Genomic DNA, 23,278 nt, shown 5'->3' with positions numbered 1-23,278 from the left:
GCCGCCGGCCGGTCAGGCGACCCACCGGCCGATCAGCTGGCCAGCCACTGGTCGTAGCCCAGCTTCCCGACCAGGGCCAGCACCACCACCAGCAGCACCACCCGCACGAAACCGGCGCCGCGCCGCAACGCCATCCGCGCGCCCAGCGCGCGCGGCGACGTTGCACACCGCCATCGCCGCGCCCAGCAGCCACCACACGTGCCCCGTCCACGCGAACACCACCAGCGCGCCCAGGTTCGTGCCCGCGTTGACCACCTTCGCCATCGCCGAGCCGTGCACGAAGTCCGCCCCCACCAGCGCGGTGAACGCCAGCACCAGGAACGTGCCCGTGCCCGGGCCGATCAACCCGTCGTACAGGGCGATGCCCAGGCCGGCGACCGCCACCGCCGCGACCACCCGCCGCGGGGTACGCCGCGCCGGCTGCGCCACCACCCCCAACCCGCGGCCGCGCCAGCACGAACACCGCCACCGACACCAGCACCAGCAGCACCACCGGCCGGTACGCCCCCGCCGGCACCGCCCCCGCGAGGGCCGCGCCCAGCCCGGCCGTCAGCACCGCCAACCCGGCCGACGGCCCGGCCACCGCCCAGTCCAGCTTCGTACGCCGCGCGTACGTCACCGCAGCCGTCGACGTGCCGAAGATCGCCGCCAGCTTGTTCGTGCCCAACGCGGTCGCCACCGGCACCCCCGGCGCGGCCACCAGCAGCGCCGGCAGCAGCAACAGCCCACCCCCGCCGACCACCGCGTCCACCCAGCCCGCCATGGCGGCCGCGGTCAGCAGGGTGGTCAGCGACAAGGGGTCCACGGGCGGCAATTCTGCCCACCCCCGGCGCACCGGCGAGACCACCTGTGGCCAGCCTCACCGCCCGGGCGGTGGGCTCAGCGGCCCCGCCGCCGCCGCAACCACAGACCGACCGACGCCACCGCCACGAACACCAGCACCGAACACACCAACGCCTTGAGCACCCGGCAACCCTGCCACGGCGACGTAGGGTGTGCTCGTGCGCCTGGCCACCTTCAACCTGCTGCACGGGCGATCCCTCACCGACGGACTCGTCGACCCCGACCGGCTCACCGCCGCCGTCACCGCCCTCGACGCCGACATCCTCGCCCTGCAGGAGGTCGACCGCGACCAGTCCCGCAGCGGCAACCTGGACCTCACCGCCATCGCCGCCCGCGCCCTGGGCGCCCCCGAACACCGCTTCGCCGCCGCCGTCGTCGGCACCCCCGGCGAACAGTTCCGCCCGCTGAACCACGACGACGACGGCCACGGCGAACCCTGCTACGGCATCGGCCTGGTCAGCCGCTATCCCGTGCGCTCCTGGCAGGTGACCCGGCTACGACCGGCCCCCGTACGATCCCCGATCTACGTCCCCGGCCCCGGCGGCGGGCTCGTCCTGCTGCGCGACGAACCCCGCGTCGTCCTCGCCGCCGTCCTGGACGCCCCGCACGGCCCGCTCACCGTCGCCGCCACCCACCTGTCCTTCGTGCCCGGCTGGAACATCCTGCAACTGCGCCGCGTCGTCCGCGCCCTGCGCGCCCTGCCCGCCCCGCGGATCCTGCTGGGCGACCTCAACCTCCCCGCCGGACCCGCCGCGCTGCTGTCCCGGTGGCGGCCCCTCGGCCGCCGCCCCACCTATCCCGCCGGGCAGCCCCGCGTCCAGCTCGACCACGTCCTCGCCGACCGGCAGGGCCTGGACCGGCTCCCGCCGGTCACCGCCGTCGACACCCCGCTGTCGGCCATCTCCGACCACCGGCCCCTCGTCGTCGACCTCGGCTGACCGGCGCGGCGAACGCCCGCCCCGCCGGCCAGCGCGACCCCCCGGGGGGCCTCAGCTCAAGCCGGCCGCCCGCCGCGCCGCCAGCACCGCGTTGCGGAACAACATCCGCCACCGTCGTCGGCCCCACCCCACCGACCCGCGGCGTGATCGCCCCCGCCACCTCGGCACACGACTCGTCCACGTCCGGCAGCAGCCGCCGGCCCTCGTAGCGCACCCCGCCGCCGACCACCACCGCACCCGGACGCACATGCTCCGGCTGGATGATGCCCGGCACCCCCGCCGCCGCGATCAGGATCTCCGCCCGCCGCGTGTAGCGCGGCCAGTCCGCCACCCCGGTGTGCACCACCGTCACCGCCGCGTTCGCCGTCGGCCGCTTCTGCGCCAGCAGCATCGCCAACGGCCGACCCAGCGTGGCGCCCCGACCCAGGATCACCACCTCCCGGCCCGCCACCGGCACCCCATGGAACGCCAGGAGCGCCTCGATGCCCGCCGGCGTGCACGGCAGCGGCCCCGGCAGGCCCAACGCCAGCCGCCCCATGTTCATCGGGTGCAGCCCGTCGACGTCCTTGTCCGGATCCAGCACCTGCAACGCCCGGTCGTAGTCCAGCTGCCCCGGGATCGGATACTGCACCAGCACCCCGTGCACATCCTTGTCCGCGTTGAAGTCCTCCAACACCCGATGCAGATCCGCCTGCGCGCTCGAGGCCGGCAGGTGCACGTGCGGCGAGGCGAACCCCAGCTCCGCCGCCTGCCGCTGCTTGATCCGGATGTACCCGGCACTGGCGTCGTCGTCACCCACCAGCACCGTCGCCAACGCCGGCGTCACCCCCGCCGCGCGCAGCGCCGCCACGTCCTCGGCGACCTCCGCCAGCACCCGCTCCGCAACCGGCCCACCCGGCAACAGCCGAGCCGTCGTACCCGAAGAAGACATGCCACACCTCGCCCGCGGAGGCCCAGGCGGTCGACCCCCGCGACGAGCTCCCCGATGGTTACTGCCATCCCCGATGCCGCCAGTCGCGTCAGCGGTCAGCCTGCCACATCCCACCCGCCGATCGCACCCGCCACCGCCCACCACCCCGACAGCGACGCCACCACCTCGTCCGCCCGCCGCCCCCGCTGCGCCGCCGACGCCACCTGAAGATCCGCCACCGCCGCCTCGAACGCCGGCCGCAACGCCACCTCCCGGCCCGGCGCGTCCGCCGCCAGGACCGCGTGGCACCGGGCGTACGTCGCCACGGCGATCCTGCCACCGGCCGGAACCGGTCAGCCTCCGGCCGCCTCGAGGTAGTCGGCGAGGCGGCCGCAGGCCACCAGCATCGCGCGCCCCCGCGAGGCCAACCGGCGCCGCCACCCGTCCAGCGACTCCGCCAGCGGCCCAGGTCCCGTCGGCGGCCCGCACCTGCCGCATGACGGTCGCCAGATGCGCCAGCCGGTAGCCGCCGCGGCGCAGCAGCTGGGCCAGCTCGGCGTCCCGGACGTCGTCCCGGCCGTACCGGCGTTGCCGCGACGCGCGGGTCACGTGCCGGGTCAGCACATCGGCCCGTTCCCACGTGCGCAGGGTCGACGGGGTCACGCCGAGCCGGTGGGCCAGGGCCCCGACGGCCGGCGGCCGGTCGGGCCGGCTGGAAGCGGGCGCCGCGGTGAGCACGCCGACGGTCGTCTCGACGGCATCGAGCGTCTCCCGGTCGGCCAGCAACTGGGCGTGACTGCGGTCGACCGCGCGCAGGGCCGCGTCGACCTCACCGCGGACCGCCGCCCGCATGATCTCGGCGCCGACCGGGTAGCCGTGCGCCCGGGCGAGATCCACCGGCCGACAGACCTGCCCCGCGGCTTGAGGGTTCACATGCAGCCCCCGGGTCGCATCGCGGAAAAGTCTCAACGGGACGTTCAACGATACGGTAGAGGTCATGGCTTCTTCTCCCGTACCTGCCGCCGGCTGGTCGTACGACCTGACCGGACCCGGCCACGCCGCCGCGGTCGCGTCCCTGCTGCGGGCGTTGCCCGCGCCGCCGCAGCTCCTGGCCCTCGGCGAGCCCACCCACGGCGAGCCGGCCTTCCCACACCTGCGCAACCGCATCCTCGAAGCGCTGGTCGCGCACGGCTTCCGGTCCGTCGCCGTCGAGTCCGACCGCGTCGCCGCGTTCCACGTCGACGCGTACGTCCACGGCGGCGACGCCGACCTCGAGACGGTGCTGACCCGCGGCTTCAGCCACGGCTTCGGACAGCTCGACGCCAATCGCGAGCTCGTGGCCTGGATGCGCGCGTACAACGACGGCCGCCCGCCGGCCGAACGCCTGTCCTTCCACGGGTTCGACGCGCCACTGGAGATGACCGGCGCGCCCAGCCCCCGACGCCACCTGCAGCACGTGCACACCTACCTGGTCCAACACCTCGGGCCGGACACATTCCTGCACGGCCGCGCCGACCTCGACAGCCTCCTCGGCGACGACGAACGGTGGCACGACCAGGCGGCGATCATGGACCCGGAGCGGTCCGTCGGCGCCACGCCCGAAGCCGCCGCGCTGCGCGTCGTCGCCGACGACCTGCTCACCACCCTGCACGCCCACGCCCCGGCGCTGACGGCCGCAACGTCACGCGCCGCCTGGCACCGCACCCGGGTGCACGCCACCACCGCGCTGGGTCTGCTGCGCTACCACGCCCAGGCCGCCCAGAAGACCACCCCGGCCGCACGCACCTCCCGGCTGCTCGCCGTCCGCGACGCCTGGATGGCCCAGCACCTGCTCGACATCCGCACCGGCGAACAGGACCGCGGGCCCACACTGGTCTTCGCCCACAACCGCCACCTGCAGCGGCACCCCAGCACCTGGCGACTGGCCGACATGGACCTGCGGTGGTCCAGCGCCGGGGCCATCGTGTCGGCACTGCTGGGCCGGCGCTACGCGGTCGTCGTCGGCAGCCTCGGCGCCAGCGCCGCCCTGAACCTGGCGGAACCGGCCGCCGACACGTTCGAGGGTGCCCTGGGCCGGCGCGCCGCCCTCGTCGACCCCGCACCCCTGCAGCGGGCGGGCACCCTGCGCACCCGCACCGACATCACCCCCGAACAGGGATACTTCCCGCTCGACGAGGCGACCCTCGAGCACTGCGACGCCCTGCTGCACGTCGACGCGACCCGGCCGGCCCCGAGCGAGGACGACATCGCCGACCGCATCCTCGCCCTGCCCGAGGTCACCGTCGTACGGGCCGACGAGGCGTCCGGCGCCCCGCCGTCGAGCTGGGGCGACCGGTTCTTCTTCGTCGGCCCCGACCACCGACGACCCTTCGCCACGATCGTCGCGCACGACACCACCGGCTTCGACGAGGACTCACAGCTCGACCGGCCGGGCGTCTTCCGGGTCAACCTGGACATCGGCCGCCAGGAGTTCCAGCACCGGTTCGGCTACCCGCCGGCCCAGTGCGCCGACCACCACTCGTCGGTCGACTTCACCACCCTCGACCAGATCCTTCCCCACCCCGCCTACGGCACCCACGGCTGGGCGTGCGTGCTCAACCCCGGCGTCCGCAGCGCAGCGGAGTTCGACCGGCTGCTCGCGTACGCCCACCAGCGGGCACTGCAGCGGCACCGTCGTTCGCTCGACCGGCGGCACCGTCCGCACGGCTGACCGCGTGCCACCAGCAGCGGGCACGACCGACCTGGCGCGCCTCACGCCACGCTGGTCCGTGCCCCCGAAACCTCGCGGCGCTCCTGCCTGGCCGTGTCCATTGCGACGTCCGCTCGCCGCCCTCGTCCGGGTCACCGCAGACCATGCCGGTGCTCGCGCCGATCAACACCGGCTCACCGTCGACAGCGAACGGCTCCCGGAAGGCCTTGTCGATACGCCGGCCCGCCGCGGTGAGACCCCGACCCCCGCTCCTCACCCGACAGCTCGCCCCCACCCCAGACCCGCCAACGCCCGGTTCGTACGGTTCGACCGCACCGCCGCCCGCTGCTGACCCGCCGTCACCTCGATGTAGGTCTGCGACGACGCCAGCGACGCGTGCCCCAGCAGCCGCATGATCTCCGCCGCGCTCGCCCCGTCCTCCGCCAGCCGGGTCGCGAACGTGTGCCGCAGCGCGTGCAGCCGCGCCCCGTGCGGCACCCGGTCGCCGATCCCGGCCCGCCGGTAACAGGACTCCACCAGATACTGCAACCCACCCCGGCGCAGCGGCTCGCCCCGCCGATCCACCAGCAGCGCGGAATCCGGCCGTACGCTGCGCGCACCGAACCGGCGGGCGCGACTGTCCAGATAGTCCGCCAGCACCCGGTCCAGGTCGTCCTCGATCGGCATCACCCGGGGACGACCGCCCTTGCCCGCCACGTTGACCCGGCGTTCCCCGGGCCGCCCGGCCACCGACGCCACCCGCAGCGCCAGCAGTTCGGACAGGCGCAGCCCGGCGCAGAGCGCCAGCGCCAGCACCGCCACGTCCCGCTCCGGCCACGGGTCGCGCTGCCGACCGTCCTCGCGGGCCACCGCGGCGAGCAGCTCCTCCGGGGTGTCCTCGCCGCGCAGCGGCTTGGGCTGGGGGAGCGGGGCGCGGGGCCGTCCCACCGCCGGCATGGGATTTCCCGGTACGACCCCCTCGGCGACCAGGAAGGTGAAGAAGCTGTTCCACGTCGACCAGGCCCGGTGCACCGAGGCGGCGGCGCGGGGGGCGGCGAACCGGGCGAACGCGACCCGCATGATCCGGGGGGAGAGGGCGTCGATCATGAGCCGGTCGAGGGGGAGGGGAGGGGTGCTGTCGTCGCCCACCAGCGCGGCGACGCTACGCAGGTCCCGCCGGTAGGCCGCGAGGGTGTGCGGGGAGGGCTTGCGGGTGGCCCGCGCGGTCAGGAACTCCTCGATCAGACGCCCTACCGATTCGTCCTGTTTGTCATGCATAAGGGATATTATGCAGGATTTTCGGGTTCCCGGCTATCCCGGGAGAGGGGAGCGGCGTCGACGCACAGCCGGCAAGCGGTCGGTCGGCCCGCAGAGGTCGTCACCGAGAACTTCGCAGGTGTGCGGCGCAGGTCTGCGCTGTGTCATGCGCGGTAGATCCGCGGCCTCGGGCCTGGGCGGCGCCGGCGTGCTTTGACGCGCATCAGGGCTGTAGGCGGAGTGTTGCCCACGGAGACCACAGGACGCCCCAGGCGGCCGAACGGGACTCGCCGTGAGCCGCGCTGCGGCTCTCCGGAGGAGGGCCCTGCCCGCCTTACTTGACATAATGTACATTATCGAACCTTGACGGAACGAACCACGGACGCTGGCCGAAATCGTCGACCGGTATGCTGTCATTTCTCATCTGACCTGAGCCATTCTCAATAACTTGGGCCATCTCCTCATCCTTCTCACTTAACTTGGGCCACCGCCGGCAGCCTGCCCTCTGCTACGCCGGGCCGACAGTGTGTGGCCGTAGCGGCGCCGGGCTGGTCGAGTAGCCGCCGCTGCGCGGTTTGCGTCGCGCGGCGCTCCGGGTCCATTACGAGAACTAGCCGCGGATGCGGCCCATCGCTTCTCTGAGGCGTTCAGTCTGTTCTTGCTCGGAAAGCCTGGCGTAGGCGAGGGAAGACTGGCACTGTTCCCGCAGATCGTCTCGGTCGAACCACCGCAAGGGATGGCGGGGGTCGGAGGTGTCGTACACGCCCTGCCCGTGTGCTTCCATGACCAGAAGATCGTGTCGCCGGTAGTCGTGAGCCTCGTCAGGCGGAAGAAGCGCGCCAAGCATCCGATCACGCCAGTCCCAGACAAGCTCTTGCCCGTCCTCTTCATCCCAGTAGCGCGGTGGCAGGTGCTCACGGTCGTTAAGACCCGGGAACGTGTCGAGCACGTCGCCGACGCTGGGCGGATCGGTATTCAAGATGACGATGGACAGGGCGTACTCGTCAGCGAGGCAAACGGGGCGGGGAACCCGGCCTTCGCCCAGCTCACCGCCAACTCGCATGATCCGTTCGCCCATCCGCACCAGCCAGTGGTTGTTCACCTGGGTGAGCGCCAGCTCGGGCAGGTCACGCAGGAGCTCCACCTCCCTGATGGAGGCTTCTCCTTTGAGGAAGGCGGCGAAGCCGCACCCGAGGGTGTGCTCGACGGCGAACCGCCCAGTCTTCATCGGTGCGAAATCGGAGAAGGCGACGGTGCTGTGGAGGGCCATCGCGTCGGCTGCGGTCAGTGGATCACCAGTGAACGAAGAGTTGAAGAACCGTACGAGGTCATCTGCTGCCGCGTCGGCTTTGGCTACCTGCTCAGATCCCATCAGCTGGCGGAACTCGGCCATGGCGAGGCGAAGAGCTCGGGCGAAGCCTTTGACGTTGTCGGGTTTGAACCCGTCCAGCTCGTTTGTGGTCTCGAGACGGCGCCAGGTAGCGATGGAGACTTCGGCTCGCTTCGCGGCTTCCTGTTGGGTGAGCCCGAGTTCGACGCGGCGCTCACGCACGGGGTTGGTAGATCGGTTCGGGGGCACGGGACCTCCTGTGAGCACTCGCCGAGTAGTCATGCGAACTTAGCGCTCAGTGGGCGCTTGCGTCTAGCGCTTGTAGAGCGTCGCGACGCCGTCTCGTCGAGCGAGGTACTCCGGGCTCCGCCGGCTGCGACTGGCGTTCACAGACCTACGTCGGTCAGGGCGTTGTCCTCCCACTGGTCAGCATCCTCGATGTAGCCGGCCAGGGTGGCCGAGCCGTCCTTCCATCCGCCGTGCCGGGCGATCCGCAGCGGGTTCTTGCCCCGCCGGTGGGTTTCGGTGGCGAACCCGCGGCGCAGGGAGTGACCGGAGAAGGCGGAGGCGGCGTCCAGGCCGGCGCGCAGCGCGGTGCGGCGGACGATGATGGCGACGGCCTGGCCGGTGATCCGGCCGTTCGCCTCGCCGCGGCCGTGCGGCGCCCGTCCGAGGTTGCCGTGCCGGTCGATGCGCCGGAACACTGGTCCGGACGTCTCCCCCAAAGTAGCCAGGGTGTCCAGCCACGCCTGCATGTTGCGGACCGGGCAGGTGGCCGGTCGGGAGGTGTAGGGCAGGGCGGTGGCGCGGCCCAGGGAGTCCTTGTCGGTTTTAGAGCGTCGGATGGTGACCTGCAGTCCGTCGTCGGTGAACGTGAGGTCGGCGATGTTGAGTGCGGCGAGTTCGCTGCGGCGGGCGCCGAGGGCGAAGCCGACCACAATGAGTGCTCGGTCGCGCGCCCCGGCCAGGGTGGCGACGTCGAGGGTGTCGACCATCGCGCGTAGTGCGGTGACGGTCAGCGCTTTGGCCTTGCGCACTGCGCGGCCACCGTCGGCGAGTTCGGCGCGGTGGCGGCGCAGCACCGCGCGGGCAGGTCGGGTGTGCGGTGCCGCAAGGTCGGCGCTGCTGTGGGCGACGGCGATGGCCGCCATGGCGCGCTCGATGGTGGAGGCGGCCTTGCCCTGGTCGGCGAGGTGTGAGACGTACTCGGCCAGGGTCGCCGCGGTGGCCGGCAGGTGCGAGCGCTGGTTGTCGGTGCACCAGAGCGTGAACCGCCGCCAGTCGCCGGCGTAGGCGCGCCGCGTCGAGGCGGGCACCGACTCGTGGATGCGTCGCCGCGCCGTCTCGGACAGCTGCTCGTCGGGATCGAGAGACGTGACTGGTTGGGGTCTCCCCCGGACCTCGATCTCATTCATGAGAAGGAACGTTATCGTGAATGAGATCCATCGGAGGTCCGCCACGCCGGCTCAGCTTGGGCGACAGGGGCAGAACTACCCTCGTGGGGGCGTGAGGGGTATCGGGTGCGTCCTACCCCTGTCGCCGGGACGCTGCACCTTGCATCCACACATACATGCGTCCTCGGCCGCTGTGTCGTTACGTTCGAGCACCTATCTGCCGTCCGCGCTGGCGGCCTCGCACCTTTTGCGGCAGCGTCTTCATCTCGTACAACGCCCGCACCCACCACAGCGGCTTGGTTGGGTCGATCCAGCGCCGTGGGCCGTCGTTGTCAATGCGCGTCCACCGCAAGCCCGACGCGTCGGCGAAGATCAGCTCCGCTTGAACCGCCCAGAACGGTGGGTAATCCTCATCCACCGCCCACGGCAGCGGCTCGGGAGCAACGTAGATGACGCAGCAGAGCGAGCAGGCGTGGTGCCTGACGGTGCTGACCAATGCCGTGATCACCTGGACGAGCGAGTACTACGCGATGGCCGTCGGCCGGCTGCGCGCGGCAGGCCGGGACATCCCCGACGAGTTGCTGACGCACATCTCCCCTGCGCACAGCGAGAACGTCAACTTCTTCGGCACGATCATCGTCGACGTGGAGGCGGAACTGGCCAAACTCGACGAGCACGGCCTGCGCCCGCTGCGGGGGTTCGGCTTCGAGTAGCCGTGACGGCGGCTCGGGTGGAATCAGAAGCTGAACTAGCGGGCGGGGTGGGGATCCCGGGGGCCGGCGAGACTGTGATGTGAAGTGATCCACTTCGCTCTTGCGGGGCAGCATCACCGCCGGGTTGGCTCGGGGGCATGGCGCTTATCGCGTACGACAAAGCCGACGTCGCCGCGTTCGAGGCGACCCGTCATCTGGGCAACGACGCGCTCGGCGCGTGGCGGGAAGCGATCACCCGGTACCTGGATCCGCAGCCGGGCATGCGCCTGCTCGACCTCGGCTGCGGCACCGGAAGCTGGTCACAGGCTTTCCGTGCGTGGTGGCCCGCCACTGACGTGCTGGCCGTCGAACCGTCCGCTGCGATGCGTGAGCGCGCCATCGTCTCGCCGGTTTTCGCCGGCGACGCCGTCGATATCCCGGCCGACGACGCGAGTATCGACGCGGTCTGGCTCTCCACCGTCATTCACCACGTCCCCGATCTGCCCGCCGCGGCCCGCGAGATCCGCCGCGTCCTGAAACCAGGCGCCCCGATCCTGATCCGTTCGGCGTTCCCGGGCCGCCACGAGGGCATCACCCTGTGCCGCTTCTGGCCAGAAGCAATCACCGCGCTGAACGACACCTACCCGACCGTGGCCACCATCGAGGCCGTATTTGCCGCCTCCGGCTTCACTACCGCCGGACTCGAGTCGGTGGCGCAGATCTCGGCGCCCTCGTTACGGGAGGCCGCCACCGGGTTGCGCCGCGAGGCACACACTCTGCTGCAGCTAATCAGTGATGACGCGTACGCCAGAGGTGCCGAACGCCTCCACGCCGCCGCGCGGACCACAACCGGCCCGCTGATCGACGTCCTCGATCTGCTGGTACTGCACTGACTCCCGGGCACAAACTGCCGTGACGGCACTCCGTTGCTGTCGTCAAATGGTCCTTTGACGACAGGCACCCGATCCGGTCCATTGGACCCGTCGCTCGACACCGGCGGCGCATCCTCCGCCGCCCGCAAGGCGTACCGGATCTACGCTGATCGGCTAAACGCGTTTGCCCTGGTCAGTCATATCCGTTGATTTTTCCGCCAGGACTACGGGAACCCGGTTCAACGCCCGCACCCTCTCCTTCGCGGCCCTGTTCTGCCTGGCGTTCGCCGCCGCGCTGGTCCCTGCTCTGAGTTGAGTCCAAGGGGTGTCAAACGGCCCCGACATCAGAAATGTTGGGGCGTTTGACGGCCGGCGCACGCTAGCTTAGCCTTGCCTCAGCAAGGTAAGTCTTACCTAACTTTTGAGGTGGGTCATGCTGGGCAACTTCTTCATCGGGTTGCGCGAGGGCCTCGAGGCGACGCTCGTGGTGAGCATCCTCGTGGCATATCTGGTCAAGAGCGGCCACCGGGACCGGCTCCGCCTGGTCTGGGCGGGCGTCGCCCTCGCCGTGCTGGTCAGCCTGACTTTCGGCGCGGTGCTCAGTTTCACCTCGGCGCAGATGACCTTCGAGGCGCAGGAAACCTTCGGCGGCATCCTGTCGATCGTCGCGGTTGGCTTCGTCACCTGGATGATCTTCTGGATGCGACGGGCTGCCCGATCGCTCAAGAGCGAGCTGCACGGCCGCGTCGACGCGGCCCTGGCCATGGGCTCCGTGGCGCTGGTGCTCACCGCCGCGGTCGCCGTCGGTCGGGAAGGGCTGGAAACCTCGCTGTTCATCTGGACCGCCGTGCAGGCCACCGGCCAGACCGCCGCCCCGCTCACCGGCGCCGCCCTGGGCATCGCCTGCGCCATCGTGCTCGGTTGGCTGCTGTACAAGCGGGCCGTCACGCTGAACCTGTCCCGATTCTTCACCTGGACCGGCGCCGCGCTGATCGTGGTGGCCGGCGGGGTGCTGTCCTACGGAATGCACGACCTGCAGGAGGCGGGCATCCTGCCCGGCCTGAACGCGCTGGCCTTCGACGTCTCGGCCCAGGTCCCGCCCGGCAGCTGGTACGGCACCCTGCTCAAGGGCGTGTTCAACTTCAGCCCCGCCTCCACCTGGGTGGAGGTGACCGCCTGGCTCGCGTACGTCGTCCCAGTGATGGTCCTGTTCTTCCGCCCCGCACACCGGAGAGCCCATGAACCGCCGCACCGCCCTCATCGCCGTCGCCGCCTGCGGCCTGGCAGCCCTCACCGCCTGCGGAGACGAAGCCACCGCCCCCAAGGGCGGAGTGGCGATCACCGCGACCGACAGCGCCTGCGACGTCGCCCGGACCAGCTTTGATCCCGGTACGGTCACGTTCACGGTCAACAACAAGGGCAGCCAGACCACCGAGGTCTATGTGTACGGCCAGCAGGGTGACGCCTTCACCAAAGTCGTCGCCGAGGTGGAGAACATCGGCCCCGGGCTGACCCGCGACCTGTCCGTCACGTTCGCCAGCGGCCGCTACGAGATCGCCTGCAAGCCCGGCCAGACCGGCAACGGCATCCGGACCCCGATCACCGTCAGCGGCGCCGGACAATCCCCGTCGACTCCGGCCGCAGCCGAGGGCGTCTACGACCGGGAGATCGAAATCGAGGCGACCGGCTCCGGCGTCGAGGGCGCGACCGGGCTCACCGCCAGGGCCGGCGAGAAGATCGAGTTCAAACTGAAAAACGCCGCGCCCGCGCCCCGAGCGTTGGAGATCATCGACCCGTCGGGCGCGGTCGTCGCCGAGATCGAGGCCCAGCCCAGCGCAACCGCCGAAACCATCATCCCGCTTGCTACCGCCGGCGAGTGGAAACTCAAGGTCGAGGGTGCGGGCGCACCGAGGTGGAGAAGAAGCTCACCGTCTCCTAATACTCCAACGTCACTTGGCTTCGGCGTTGGGCGTGGCGTGGGCATGAAGACGGCCACCGCGTTGATCATCGCGAGTAGCAAGGCGCGCCTAACGACTCGGGGGGTGTCCTGCGGGGCGCCCCCCGAGTCGTTGCTGCATGGTCAGCAACGAGACCGCGTACCGGATCATGACTCTTCAAGGATTCTCACTAAGGGATTGCAGAGAAATAACCCGTAGCTTCCCAAGATGCTGTTCGTTGCTGTGGTATGGGCGTCATGGCGGAAGTCGGCGGAGTGTTGGCGGCGAAGTTCAAAGCGGTGTTCCCGCATCTGGATGAGCGACAGCGTCGGTTGTTGATGGGTGCTGAGGCCCGGGCGTTGGGTCACGGCGGGATCCGTGCGGTGGCTCGGGCGGCCGGGGTCCGGGAGGCCACCGTGTCGTTGGGCGTCGATGAGCTGGACTCGGGTGCGGCGCCGTTGGGTCGGGTCCGCCGGCCCGGCGGCGGCCGGAAACGTCTGTCCGAAGTCGATCCCGAGCAACGCTGCGGCCGTCGCTCACGCCGAGGGCCTGCCACCGATTCGCCCCGCCGACGGGCTGTACCAGGCCCTGCTCACGCACGCGAGGCCGCACCCGGGCAGCCGAAAGTCAGCGAAGCCAAAGCCGCGCACCATACCGAGTGGCTTCCACCGCACCTGCGGCCCGCAGCCCAGGCTCACCTCACCGGAGGTACCCGACTCGCCCAGGAGGATATCGGCCTCGAGTATCTGACCGCGAACGACGCCTGGCGTACCGACCTCGGATAGGCCCCACCGCCGTGCACTTTTCGGCACTGCCGGGCCCGCTTGCGCCGTTGCTGGAAGCTGTGAGGGGCTGCCCGGCGCGTCCTCGGCCATCCCCCTCACAGGATCACTCGCCTCGGGCGACCTTCCACGCGTCGGCGAACACTGGCGCGGGAGCGTCGGTTGTTGACGTTCATGCGCATCGGGGCCACCTCCAGGGCGAGGCTCTTGGCGAACTCCAGCATGGCGCCCTTGCTGGTGTCGTAGTCCGCGCCGCCGGCCCGGGCGACCTCCTGGTGGATGGAGGTGATGTTGATGATCTTTCCGCGCCCGCCCTGGTCGCGACGATGCCGGACGAACCGGCGGGAGCAGAAGAACGTGCCGTAGACGTTGATCCGGATGGCCCGGTCCCAGGTCTCGGTGTCCAGGTCGGCGACCGGGATGCCGGAGGCGTCCACCCCGGCGTCGTTCATCAGGATGTCCAGCGTGCCGAACTCGGCCAGCGCCTCGTCGAACATTCGCCTCGACCTGGTGCTCGACGCTGATGTCGCCCTGCACCACCACGGCCCGCCCGCCGGCCTCCTGCACCTTGGCCTTCGTGTGGTTCGCGCCGGCATGGTCGTGCAGGTAATGCACCACCACGTCGGCGCCCTCCCGGCCGAACTCGATCGCGGTGGCCTGCCCGATCCCCGAGTCCGAACCGGTGATCAGGGCGGTCTTCCCCTCGAGCCGTCCAGTCATGAGCGTGCCCCTTCCGTCCGTTCCGTACCGGCCGGCACGGGATGTCGCGGCTGGCCCGCGGCGGCGCGCCGTTCGGCGGCCTCGGTGAGCCTGCCGGCGGTATTGATCAGCCCGATGTGCGAGAAGGCCTGCGGGAAGTTGCCGAGCTGCTCCCCGGTGGCTTGGTCGATCTGCTCGGCGAAGAGCCCCAGATCATTGGCCCGGGCGGCGAGCCGCCCGAACATGTGGTGGGCCCGGTCCACCTCACCGGCCAGCGCCAGGCAGCTGACCAGCCAGAACGAGCAGATGACGAAGCCGGCCGGGTCGCCGTCCCAGCGGCGCAGCAGCCCGTCGTGGGACAGCTCGCGTTCGATCACGCGCACCGTGGAGCGCATCCGCGGGTCGTCGGCCGGCAGGAAGCCGACCAGCGGCATGAGCAGCACCGAGGCGTCCAGCTTGTCGGAACCGAAGGCCCCGGTGTACGCGCCGAGCCGCTCGTGCCAGCCCTGGGTCAGTACGGCCTCGCGGATCTCGTCCCGGGCGGCGGCCCAGCGGGCCACGTCGGTCTGGTCGCCGAGCCGCGGGCCGAAGCGGACGGCCCGGTCCAGCGCCGTCCAGCACTGCACCTTGGACGAGACGTAGTGCCGTTCGGCGTCGCGGGCCTCCCACATGCCGGCGTCCGGCCGCTGCCAGTTGCGCACCGCCTGGTCGGCGAGGTCCCGCAGTAGTTGGCGCACGTCGGGCATCATCGGGTCGAGGTAGTGGCGCATCAGCCAGGCCGCGTCGAGGATCTCGCCGAGCACGTCGGACTGCCGCTGCCTCCAGGCGTCGTTGCCGACGAAAACCGGCCGGCTGTCGGCGTACCCGGCGAGGTGGTCGAGGGGGTGCTCGGTGAGGTCCCGCTCCCCCTGCACCCCGTACATGATGGGCACCGGTTCGTCACCGATGCGCCCCATCGCCCGGGCCACCCAGGCGAACTGCCGGTTGGCCTCGTCCGGGCAGGCCGCCCGCCAGAGGGCCTGGAGGGTGAGGCTGAAGTCGCGCACCCAGACGTAGCGGTAGTCGTAGTTGCGGTCCTCACCCGGTTCCTCGGGCAGCGAGGTGGTGGCCGCCGCGACGATCGCGCTGCTGGGTCGGTAGGTCATTCCCTGCAGGATGAGGGCGCTGTGCCGCACCTCGTCGCGGAAAAGGCCGCGGTACTGGTCCGCATGCAGGTCGGCCCAGGAGCGCCAGCCGGCGACGGCGTCGGCCACCACCCGGTCGGCGTCGGGCAACGCGGGCGGGTCGGCATCGTAGGTCGGCGCGTGGCCGAGGGTGAAGCGGTAGGTTTGGCCGGCCCGGACGGTGAAGGTCGCGGTGGCGTCACCGTGCCTGCACTCCAGCGGGACGTCGGCGCGCAGGCTCAGCCGGCAGCCGCCGGCGGTCGCGTGGACCACGCCCTCCTGCCCCGTCAGGTAGGCGGTCACCCGCCCGTACTCGAACCGTGGCCGGTAGTCCAGGCGCACCGGCACCTCGCCGGAGAGCCCCTCGACCACGCGGCCCAGCACCCGCGGTGAGCGCAGGCCGATGTCGTGGCCTCGTGCGCCGGGCTCCAGCGCGAGGGCGTCGGTCACCGCCACGCTGCCCTGGCGGGTGGTGAAGACGGTACGCAGCACGAGCGTGTCGTCCAGGTAGGACCGTTCGGAGGTGAAGTGCTCCTCCGGCTGGATCGACCAGTGCCCGGCGTCGTCGTCGAGCAACCGCCCGAAAACGGAGGGCCCGTCGAAGCGTAGTGGGCACCACCAGTTCACCGAGCCGGCCCGGTCCACCAGGACCGCGGTGCGACCGTCCGCGAGGAAACCGTGGTCACCGATCGGTCCGCTGTCCACGCGGGTGTCTACCCGGCCGGACGGGGTGGCATTCCGCAGCCGGCTCCTGGCTCTTGGCCGGGCCGCCGGTAATGCTCGTCCTGTGACTGCCTGGCGGTGACCCAGCGTTGTCTCGCTTGCGATGTCTCCTTCGGTGACGGCACCACGCCCACCACGATCAGAAGACAAACAGCGCGATGGCCCACGATAGTGAGAAGCCACAGCCTTCGGCTCTCCTCGCTATCTTGGGCATCTCAGGTCAAACCGGGTCCAGGTGGCCCGGGATGGATGGGAACGGACAGCTGTCCCTTCCCATCCATCCCGGATCGGCAACGCGGCGTACGACGCGCTCAAGGCGGCGGTGGGCAGATCCTTCTCCCCGACCGGGACGCGGGCGCCCGAGGGTCCGGACCTGCTGCACCGGAGGTTCTGCTGAACTCGGTCGCTGCTGCCGGTGACCGCGCGCACCGACAGTGTCCTCACCGGTTGCGCAGGGGATCGATCACCACGCCGGGGTTGAGGATCCCCGCCGGGTCGAGTGCCGCCTTGCCGGCCTGGAGCGCGGAGGCGAACAGGTCGGGGCGCTGCTGGTCGTACCACGGCCGGTGATCACGGCCCACCGCGTGATGGTGGGTGATGGTGGCTCCGCCCGCGATCAGCGCCTCGGAGACCGCCGCCTTGATCTCGTCCCACTGCTCCACCGTCTTGCCCCACCCACCAGCGGCGTAGATCCCGAAATACGGTGCGGGGCCGTCGGGGTAGACGTGGGAGAAGCGGCAGGTCACGACTCCTGTGGCGCCGACCTGGTGCATGGCGTCCTCGGCTGCGGCGTTGACGGCCGCGCGTAGAGAGTCGAACCGGTCCCACGTGCAGGCCGTCTCGAAGGTCTCCACAATCATGCCCTGAGCCGCAAGCGCGTCCCGCCGGTACGGCATCCGCACGAACGAGGAGCGCCAGGTATCGGCGGCTCCGCTGCGCGCGGCCTGGTCGGCGGTGTCGGTGTGACGCGGCGGCTCGGGCAGGACTCCGCCGTGGTCACGGCACAGCTCCAGCGCCCGTTCCATCCAGGCGGTGACGGGGTGATCGGCGGATTCGAAGCCGAGCACCAGGACAGAGGTCGAGGAGCCCGCGTTGATCAGTGCCTCCATCGGATCCAGGAGCCGGCAGTTGGCCGGGTGGAGCCCGGACTGGGACAGCGCGCGCACCGCCTGAACGCCCGCGTCGTAGTCCGCGAAACCCACCGAGGCGCCGGCCCGCCAGCGGGGTCGGTCCTGAAGCCGGACCCAGGCTTGGGTGATGACACCGAGCGATCCCTCGGAGCCGAGGAACAACCGGTCCGGGGAGGGACCGGCGCCCGAGCCCGGAAGCCGGCGGGTCTCGATGACGCCGGCGGGGGTGACCACCCGCAGCGACTCGGTGAGGTCGTCGATGTGGGTGAGCTGCGTCGCGAAGTGGCCACCGGCCCGAGTGGCCAGCCAACCGCCGAGGCTGGAGAACTCGAAGGACTGGGGGAAGAACCGAAGTGTGTACCCCTGCGGCCTGAGCTGCTCCTCCAGATGCGGGCCCAGAACCCCTGCCTGGACGAGCGCGGCCCGGCTGGTGGAGTCGACCTCAAGGACGTGGTTCATCGAGGTCAGGTCCAAGCTGACCACTCCGGAGTACCCGCCGCCCACACGGGGCTCGACGCCTCCCACCACCGAAGAGCCGCCCCCGAACGGGATGACCGCGATGTTCGCATCGGTGCACCAGTCCAGCACGTGGACGACGTCGGCCTCCGAGGTCGGGCGCACGACGAGGTCGGGAACGTCGGACAGCTTCCCCAGCAGCGCCCGCACCACGTCGCGGAACGCCTGCCCGTGGCTGTGCGCCAGCCGGTCGCGGACGTCCTGCGAGGCCAGCGGCGCCAGAGCCTGCGGCGCCTGGACCCGGCTGGCGCCCACTCCGAACGACTCGACCGGCGGCGCTTCGTGCACGGTCAAGTCCGCGCCCGGGAGCATCTCCGCAGTGCGCCGGCTGAGTTCCTGCCGCTCCGGGCCGGCCACCGCGTCCTCGACGTTTCCCCATCCCCACCACGATCGCGTCTTGCCGCGCACTGCCGCACCACCTATCTGAACGCCGGGTAGATCCGGGTGCCGTCCGCTTTGCGAGGCCGCTGGACCTGCGGCGATCGCGACTAGGGCCACTCCCCTCGGCCCACCGCGTTGTGGGTCACTCTGCCGCCCAGCCTAGGCCCTGCCGCTTCACCCTTTCGGCGGCGGACCACTGGCCGGACGGCACGGTTACTGCATCCGGACAGGGTGCGGTGACGCTCTGTTGTGGGCGGTCCAGCGGACTGCCGGGTGCCCGGAATCGAGCCGAGTGGTGGGAGCGCAGAGGGCAATCGCCGGCATCACCGCCGACCCGCGCGATCCGCTCGGGTTCGTCGCCGGCCACGAGGGCATGAAGCTCAGTCTGGGGTGAGCGGCAGCTCGACCGGCTCGGCGGCGGCGCCGGCCGGCGCGGAGTGCTGCGGCGCGGGGCGGGCCGGCAGTCGCGAGTGCCGGTGGTTGCGCACGGCCACCTCGCAGGTGACGAGGCGGATCGGCGGGGGCGGTGCGGTGAACGGTCCCGGCCCCCAGCGCACCCAGAGCGCGACCCGGCCGGCGTCGGCCTCGGCGAGCAGCTTCTCCACGGTACGCCGACGGTCGGTGCGGTCCACCTCGATCACGACGGGACGGCCGACGGGACGAGCGCAGGCGACGTCGACGACCGAGTGCCGGTCCTGGTACGGGGCGGGCAGCGGGACCACACTCGTGGCGCGCCGGTACACCCGGAAGCCCTGGGCCTCCCCCCACGCGGCGACCGCGTCGACGAGCAGCGCGGTGACCTCGTCGGTCGGCCGGTCCACGAACGTGAGGCGGTCCAGGTGCGCCGTCAGCGAGGCGGCGAGCGCGTCGTCGTTCACGGTCCCCCCTGGTTGCCGCGCGGGACGATCGGCCCGGTCTCGTAGGCGACGACGACCGCCTGCGTCCGGTCCCGCAGGCCGAGCTTGCCCAGTAGTCGGCTCACGTGCGTCTTCACGGTTTCGTCGCTGACCACGAGCCGCTCGGCGACATGAGGCACCAACGCGCTGAGCCTGATGATTCGCTCGGTGCGCTCGCTCATCGGTCCACCATGGTTTCGCTCGGTCCGACAAGGGTTCGGGTGCGCCGGTGACCGTCGGGCCCGGCCGCGACCGGCGCCGTCGACGGTACCTCCTCGGGGAGGGGCAGCACCGCGTCGACCAGGAAGCCGCCGCCCCGGCGGGGCCGGTCCACAGCTCGCCGTTGAGGGTGGCGACCCGCTCGCGCATGCCGAGCAGCCCGTGTCCGGCGTGGGGGGCCGCCACGAGCCCCAGAACCGCACTGCGCCTGCCGGCGGTTGCGGGCGCCGCGGCAGGCCAGCTCGCAGCATCCGTTGCATCGGTCCACTGTGGTGGGCATCATCGACCTACCTGCGTCAGTGGGGAGGACGCGTGGGCAGACGCATCGCGGGGGTTCTCCGTCGGCGCCTGCGGTGGCGCGCCCGTCGCGCGGCCGGTTTCCTCGGCCTGCTGGCGTTGTCTGCGGCGCTGCTGGCCTGGGGTCGGGCGGTCACCGGCTACAACCCGGAGCTGCTGCTCAACATCGGGGCGAGCATCGTCATCGTGGCGTTCTCGTACGCGATCGTGGATCCGCTGTTCGAGGAGTTGCGCCGGTCGCGGGTGGAGGAGCATCCGCGGTTCGACGACGAGGAGTTCAGCGCACACGTGGCGGCCGCCTCCTCGCTGGTGTCGATCATGGATACGGGCAGTCATCTGCTGGAGGGCTCCGGGCGGGACCGGTTCCTGCGGGCCCTGCGGACGGCGCTGGGCAACGGGGTCCTGGTGCGGGTGCTGCTGCTGGATCCGGATTCCGCGGCGGCCTCGCAGCGGGCGGAGGAGATCCGGCCGGTGAACGTACGCGAGGTGATCGTGGACAACCTGCGCCGGCTCAACGAGTTCGCCGAGTCCCTGGACGCGGAGACGCGGGCCCGCTTCCACGTGCGGATCTACGACGCCTCGCCGACGGGCACATGTTCCAGTGGGATGACAAGGCGCTGATCTCGTTCTTCCCGGTCAGGGGTGCGCGCGTCGGCGGCGCCGCACCTGGAGGTGTTCATGGGCAGCCCGTTGGGTGAGTTCGTGGAGAGCCGCTTCGACGAGTTGTGGCGGCATCCGAGCACCCGGCGGTTGGCGGAGTACGTGTGCCTGCCGATGGCGTTGCGGTACGACGGGGTGGTGTTGCGCTCCTGCGAGGTGCACTTCGTGGCGTTGGTCGACGGGTGGTGCATCGACGGTTCGCCGATCGTGGACCAGTTGACCGATCACGGGACGGGGCCGTTGGAGGTGCAGTTGTCGCGGCCGTTGGCGGTGGACGGCTGGTCGGGTACCCGGTTCCGGTTGGCGCGGGTGGACGGGGACGCGCAGCGGGCGCGGGTGTTCGCGTTGTTCGACGCGAAGTACGGGCCGCGTCGGTTGGCGGGTCCGGGGCGGGCGCTTCCGTGGCGTGACGGCGGGGCGACGTGGGGTGAGTCGGGCGCGAGGCGGGTGACCGTTCGGCTCAGGGTTTCGACCGTCGGGCGCGTGGCGGGTTTCGCCGCGGCGTGCGGTGGGGGCATGAAACGGGGAGGGTTCTCGCCATCTTCGGAGAGGAAGCAGCATGCTTTCCGCACTCGATCGTCGGCACACCGTCGCGCGCCGGGGTACAGCCGTTGGCTGATTCCACCGGCGGCGTTGGCGATTCATCTCTGCATCGGGCAGTCTACGCGACCAGCGTGTACAAGAACTCTTTGATCGCGCACTTCGACGCGAGTCAGACGGCGATCGGGGTGATCTTCAGCATCGCGATCGTGATGCTGGGGTTGTCGGCCGCGGTGGCGGGCACGTGAGTGGAGGCGAACGGGCCGCGTAAGGCGATGTTCGTCTCGGCGTGCTTCTGGGCGGCCGGCTTCGGGGTCGGCGCGCTGGGCATCGCGACGAAGCAGTTGTGGCTGCTGTACCTGGGGTACGGGTTGCTCGGTGGCATCGGTCTCGGGATCGGCTACATCTCCCCCGTCTCCACGTTGATCAAGTGGTTCCCGGACCGGCCGGGTCTGGCGACCGGTCTGGCGATCATGGGGTTCGGTGGTGGGGCGATGGTGGCCTCTCCCCTGTCTCGTCAGCTGCTGTCGTTCTACGACCCGGGCTACGACCCGGCGAACGCGGGTTCGACGGCGTCGGGCGGCGCGCTGGTGTGGTTGTTCGTGACGTTGGGCGTCGGCTACTTCCTGATCATGATGTTCGGGGTGTTCAACGTGCGGGTGCCGGCGCCCGACTGGCGGCCGGCGGGTTTCGATCCGGCGCAGGTGGCGGCGAAGCCGCTGGTGACCACGGCGAACGTGTCGGCGGCGAACGCCGTGAGGACGCGGTCGTTCTGGCTGCTGTGGGTGGTGCTGTTCTGCAACGTGACCGCGGGCATCGGGATCCTGGAGCAGGCCAGCCCGATGATCCAGGACTTCTTCCGGGACAACGGGACGTCGGCGGTCTCGGTGGCGGCGGCGGGTGGCTTCGTGGGCTTGCTGTCGCTGTTCAACATGGCCGGCCGGTTCGTGTGGTCGTCGACGTCGGATCTGATCGGGCGTAGGCCGATCTACCTGGTGTATCTGGGCGTGGGCATGGTGTTGTACGTGCTGCTGGCGGTGGTCGGGCACGCGGCGACGGCGTTGTTCGTGCTGTTGGCGTGCGTGATCCTGTCGTTCTACGGCGGTGGATTCGCCACGGTGCCGGCGTACCTGCGGGACCTGTTCGGCACGTTCGAGGTGGGGGCGATCCACGGGCGGCTGTTGACGGCATGGTCGGCGGCGGGGGTGGCCGGGCCGCTGATCGTCAACGCGTTCCTCGACGCGCAGGGCAAGCCGGGGACGTTGACCGCGGCGGCGTACCGGCCGGCGCTGTTCACGATGGTCGGGGTGCTGGCGGTGGGGTTCATCGCCAACCTGTTGATCCGGCCGGTGCCGGAGCGGTTCCACGAGCCCGCGTCGGGCCACGGCGGGGATGAGGGTACGCAGCCGGTGGCGGCGGAGAGGAGCGGCACGCGATGAACGAGGTCGGTCACGGGCAGCGGGTCCGGTTGTGGATCTCCTGGTTGGTGGTGTCGGTGCTGCTCGGTTACGGGGTGGTGCAGACGGTGATCACGGCGGCGAAGCTGTTCACGAGCTAGCTGTGGCGGTGGTGTGGACGCCCGGGGTGCTCCCCCGGGCCGTCCGCGTCACAGGCCGCCGGCGACCCGCAGGACGGCGCCGGTGGTGTAGGAGGCGTCGGGGCCGAGGAGCCAGGTGATGGCGGCGGCGACCTCGTCGGGTTCGCCGGCGCGCCCCAGCGGGATGCGTCCGGCGGCGCTGTCGGGCCGGTCGGGTACGCCGGACAGGGCGTGGATGTCGGTGCGGATGATGCCGGGTGCGACGGCGTTGACGCGGATGCCGTGCGGGGCGAGCTCCTTGGCCAGGCCGAGGGTAAGGGTGTCGGTGGCGGCCTTGACGGCGGCGTAGTGGATGTATTCGCCGGGGCTGCCGAGGGTGGCGGCGGCGGAGGAGACGTTGACGATGGCGCGCCGTGGGTCATCCGGCGGGCGGCCTGTTGGGCGCAGAGGACGTACCCGATGAGGTTGACGTCGACGACCTGGCGCAGGTCGTCCGGGCGCAGCTCGGTGAAGGGGCCGATCGGGCTGGTGATGCCGGCGTTGTTGACCAGGCCGGTGACGGGTCCGAGGTCGGCGGCGGTGTCGAAGAGGCGCTGGACCTGGTCGGGGTCGGTGGTGTCGGCGGCGACGACGAGGCCGCGGCGGCCGGCGGCGTGGATGTCGTCCAGGACGGCTTTCGCGGCGGTGTGGTCGCGGCGGTAGCCGATGGCGATGTCGTGGCCGGCCGCGGCGAGGCGGCGGGCGGTGGCCGCGCCGATGCCGCGGCTGCCGCCGGTGACGATGGTGACGGACGCCAATGCCCTCTCCCCTGCCCTCGTGGTGCGGGTGACGTTACCGTGACCGGCACGGTGCGGTGGTGGAGAGGACGATCAC

General features: G+C 71.1%; 17 protein-coding genes and 7 pseudogenes. 10 read left to right on the top strand and 14 right to left on the bottom strand.

All coding sequences use genetic code 11. The annotated features are described in order from the left end of the window. Positions 1-12: 12 nt before the first annotated feature. Positions 13-763, bottom strand: a pseudogene (locus JNW87_RS03770) (sulfite exporter TauE/SafE family protein). Between the two features lie 238 nt (positions 764-1,001). Here JNW87_RS03770 and JNW87_RS03765 point away from each other — a divergent pair. Continuing rightward, entirely contained in the window at positions 1,002-1,781 is a 780-nt protein-coding gene (locus JNW87_RS03765) for an endonuclease/exonuclease/phosphatase family protein (RefSeq protein WP_238453018.1), read from the top strand. A gap of 51 nt (positions 1,782-1,832) precedes the next feature. Here JNW87_RS03765 and JNW87_RS03760 read toward each other — a convergent pair. The 3 genes and pseudogenes from JNW87_RS03760 to JNW87_RS41305 all read right to left on the bottom strand — a co-directional run. Then, positions 1,833-2,712, bottom strand: a pseudogene (locus JNW87_RS03760) (bifunctional 5,10-methylenetetrahydrofolate dehydrogenase/5,10-methenyltetrahydrofolate cyclohydrolase). 95 nt (positions 2,713-2,807) lie between these two features. Continuing rightward, a complete protein-coding gene (locus JNW87_RS03755; protein WP_238453017.1) occupies positions 2,808-3,017 on the bottom strand; it encodes a hypothetical protein in 210 nt (69 codons plus the stop codon). A gap of 223 nt (positions 3,018-3,240) precedes the next feature. Beyond that, positions 3,241-3,543, bottom strand: a pseudogene (locus JNW87_RS41305) (MerR family DNA-binding transcriptional regulator); the annotation flags it as partial. A gap of 145 nt (positions 3,544-3,688) precedes the next feature. Between JNW87_RS41305 and JNW87_RS03750 the strand changes: the two are divergent. Continuing rightward, positions 3,689-5,401, top strand: coding sequence for a DUF6194 family protein (locus JNW87_RS03750; protein ID WP_109805608.1), 1,713 nt, complete (start codon positions 3,689-3,691; stop codon positions 5,399-5,401). A gap of 252 nt (positions 5,402-5,653) precedes the next feature. On the opposite strand, the gene JNW87_RS03745 is transcribed toward JNW87_RS03750, so the two are convergent. The 4 genes from JNW87_RS03745 to JNW87_RS03730 all read right to left on the bottom strand — a co-directional run bounded on the left by JNW87_RS03745 (position 5,654) and on the right by JNW87_RS03730 (position 9,779). Continuing rightward, the gene (locus tag JNW87_RS03745) at positions 5,654-6,658 is read right to left on the bottom strand and encodes a tyrosine-type recombinase/integrase (protein WP_238453016.1); all 1,005 of its coding nucleotides are present in this window, start codon (positions 6,656-6,658) and stop codon (positions 5,654-5,656) included. Between the two features lie 589 nt (positions 6,659-7,247). Continuing rightward, a complete protein-coding gene (locus tag JNW87_RS03740) occupies positions 7,248-8,189 on the bottom strand; it encodes a helix-turn-helix transcriptional regulator (RefSeq protein ID WP_161558019.1) in 942 nt (313 codons plus the stop codon). Positions 8,190-8,353: 164 nt separating this feature from the next. Next, positions 8,354-9,382, bottom strand: coding sequence for a tyrosine-type recombinase/integrase (locus JNW87_RS03735; RefSeq protein ID WP_109805859.1), 1,029 nt, complete (start codon positions 9,380-9,382; stop codon positions 8,354-8,356). A gap of 178 nt (positions 9,383-9,560) precedes the next feature. After that, a complete protein-coding gene (locus JNW87_RS03730; RefSeq protein WP_238453015.1) occupies positions 9,561-9,779 on the bottom strand; it encodes a hypothetical protein in 219 nt (72 codons plus the stop codon). A gap of 31 nt (positions 9,780-9,810) precedes the next feature. On the opposite strand from JNW87_RS03730, the gene JNW87_RS03725 reads away from it, so the two are divergent. The 5 genes and pseudogenes from JNW87_RS03725 to JNW87_RS03705 all read left to right on the top strand — a co-directional run. After that, positions 9,811-10,074: a transposase gene (locus JNW87_RS03725; RefSeq protein WP_238453014.1), complete on the top strand. Its 264-nt coding sequence runs from the start codon at positions 9,811-9,813 to the stop codon at positions 10,072-10,074. A 137-nt stretch (positions 10,075-10,211) separates the two neighbouring features. Continuing rightward, a complete protein-coding gene (locus tag JNW87_RS03720) occupies positions 10,212-10,946 on the top strand; it encodes a class I SAM-dependent methyltransferase (RefSeq protein WP_238453013.1) in 735 nt (244 codons plus the stop codon). A 412-nt stretch (positions 10,947-11,358) separates the two neighbouring features. After that, entirely contained in the window at positions 11,359-12,309 is a 951-nt protein-coding gene (gene efeU, locus JNW87_RS03715) for an iron uptake transporter permease EfeU (protein WP_238453012.1), read from the top strand. Continuing rightward, positions 12,257-13,081 carry a hypothetical protein gene (locus JNW87_RS03710; RefSeq protein WP_238453011.1) on the top strand — a complete coding sequence of 275 codons (825 nt, stop codon included), beginning with the start codon at positions 12,257-12,259 and terminating at the stop codon, positions 13,079-13,081. Before efeU ends, JNW87_RS03710 begins: the two co-directional genes overlap by 53 nt. 29 nt (positions 13,082-13,110) lie before the next feature. Then, a pseudogene (locus JNW87_RS03705) lies at positions 13,111-13,386 on the top strand (ISAzo13 family transposase); the annotation flags it as partial. Between the two features lie 419 nt (positions 13,387-13,805). Here the strand turns inward: JNW87_RS03705 and JNW87_RS03700 are convergent. The 5 genes and pseudogenes from JNW87_RS03700 to JNW87_RS03680 all read right to left on the bottom strand — a co-directional run. Then, a pseudogene (locus tag JNW87_RS03700) lies at positions 13,806-14,364 on the bottom strand (SDR family NAD(P)-dependent oxidoreductase); the annotation flags it as partial. Then, a complete protein-coding gene (locus JNW87_RS03695; RefSeq protein ID WP_238453010.1) occupies positions 14,361-16,211 on the bottom strand; it encodes a glycoside hydrolase family 15 protein in 1,851 nt (616 codons plus the stop codon). The gene JNW87_RS03695 and the pseudogene JNW87_RS03700, both read right to left, overlap by 4 nt. A 458-nt stretch (positions 16,212-16,669) precedes the next feature. Continuing rightward, positions 16,670-18,283 carry an FAD-binding oxidoreductase gene (locus JNW87_RS03690; protein WP_238453009.1) on the bottom strand — a complete coding sequence of 538 codons (1,614 nt, stop codon included), beginning with the start codon at positions 18,281-18,283 and terminating at the stop codon, positions 16,670-16,672. Between the two features lie 353 nt (positions 18,284-18,636). After that, positions 18,637-19,134, bottom strand: coding sequence for a hypothetical protein (locus JNW87_RS03685; protein WP_238453008.1), 498 nt, complete (start codon positions 19,132-19,134; stop codon positions 18,637-18,639). Beyond that, positions 19,131-19,334 (bottom strand): response regulator transcription factor, encoded by a 204-nt coding sequence (locus JNW87_RS03680; protein ID WP_375373458.1) that lies wholly within the window; start codon positions 19,332-19,334, stop codon positions 19,131-19,133. Before JNW87_RS03680 ends, JNW87_RS03685 begins: the two co-directional genes overlap by 4 nt. Before the next feature lie 349 nt (positions 19,335-19,683). Here JNW87_RS03680 and JNW87_RS03675 point away from each other — a divergent pair, with 349 nt between their 5' ends. From JNW87_RS03675 to JNW87_RS39230, 3 genes and pseudogenes are all read left to right on the top strand, one after another. Then, complete coding sequence (locus JNW87_RS03675) at positions 19,684-20,289, top strand: hypothetical protein (RefSeq protein ID WP_238453007.1); 606 nt, start codon at positions 19,684-19,686, stop codon at positions 20,287-20,289. Between the two features lie 598 nt (positions 20,290-20,887). Next, a pseudogene (locus tag JNW87_RS03665) lies at positions 20,888-22,307 on the top strand (OFA family MFS transporter). After that, positions 22,304-22,426: a hypothetical protein gene (locus tag JNW87_RS39230; RefSeq protein ID WP_255420269.1), complete on the top strand. Its 123-nt coding sequence runs from the start codon at positions 22,304-22,306 to the stop codon at positions 22,424-22,426. Before JNW87_RS03665 ends, JNW87_RS39230 begins: the two are co-directional and overlap by 4 nt. A gap of 48 nt (positions 22,427-22,474) precedes the next feature. Here the strand turns inward: JNW87_RS39230 and JNW87_RS03660 are convergent. Further along, positions 22,475-23,202: pseudogene (locus JNW87_RS03660) on the bottom strand (SDR family oxidoreductase). Positions 23,203-23,278 lie beyond the last annotated feature (76 nt).

The sequence above is a fragment of the Micromonospora sp. ATA51 genome, assembly GCF_016802855.1.
Classification (GTDB): domain Bacteria; phylum Actinomycetota; class Actinomycetes; order Mycobacteriales; family Micromonosporaceae; genus Micromonospora; species Micromonospora sicca.
Note: the sequence above shows the minus strand (reverse complement) of the source record. Positions and strands in the feature narration are given on the sequence as shown.

Bases quoted from the DNA above. Each gene is read 5' to 3' on its own strand.
- JNW87_RS03725 (WP_238453014.1), top strand. From the start codon at position 9,811: ATGACGCAGCAGAGCGAGCAGGCGTGGTGCCTGACGGTGCTGACCAAT.
- JNW87_RS03745 (WP_238453016.1), bottom strand. From the start codon at position 6,658: ATGCATGACAAACAGGACGAATCGGTAGGGCGTCTGATCGAGGAGTTC.
- JNW87_RS03735 (WP_109805859.1), bottom strand. From the start codon at position 9,382: ATGAATGAGATCGAGGTCCGGGGGAGACCCCAACCAGTCACGTCTCTC.
- efeU (WP_238453012.1), top strand. From the start codon at position 11,359: ATGCTGGGCAACTTCTTCATCGGGTTGCGCGAGGGCCTCGAGGCGACG.
- JNW87_RS39230 (WP_255420269.1), top strand. From the start codon at position 22,304: ATGAACGAGGTCGGTCACGGGCAGCGGGTCCGGTTGTGGATCTCCTGG.
- JNW87_RS03720 (WP_238453013.1), top strand. From the start codon at position 10,212: ATGGCGCTTATCGCGTACGACAAAGCCGACGTCGCCGCGTTCGAGGCG.
- JNW87_RS03750 (WP_109805608.1), top strand. From the start codon at position 3,689: ATGGCTTCTTCTCCCGTACCTGCCGCCGGCTGGTCGTACGACCTGACC.
- JNW87_RS03680 (WP_375373458.1), bottom strand. From the start codon at position 19,334: ATGAGCGAGCGCACCGAGCGAATCATCAGGCTCAGCGCGTTGGTGCCT.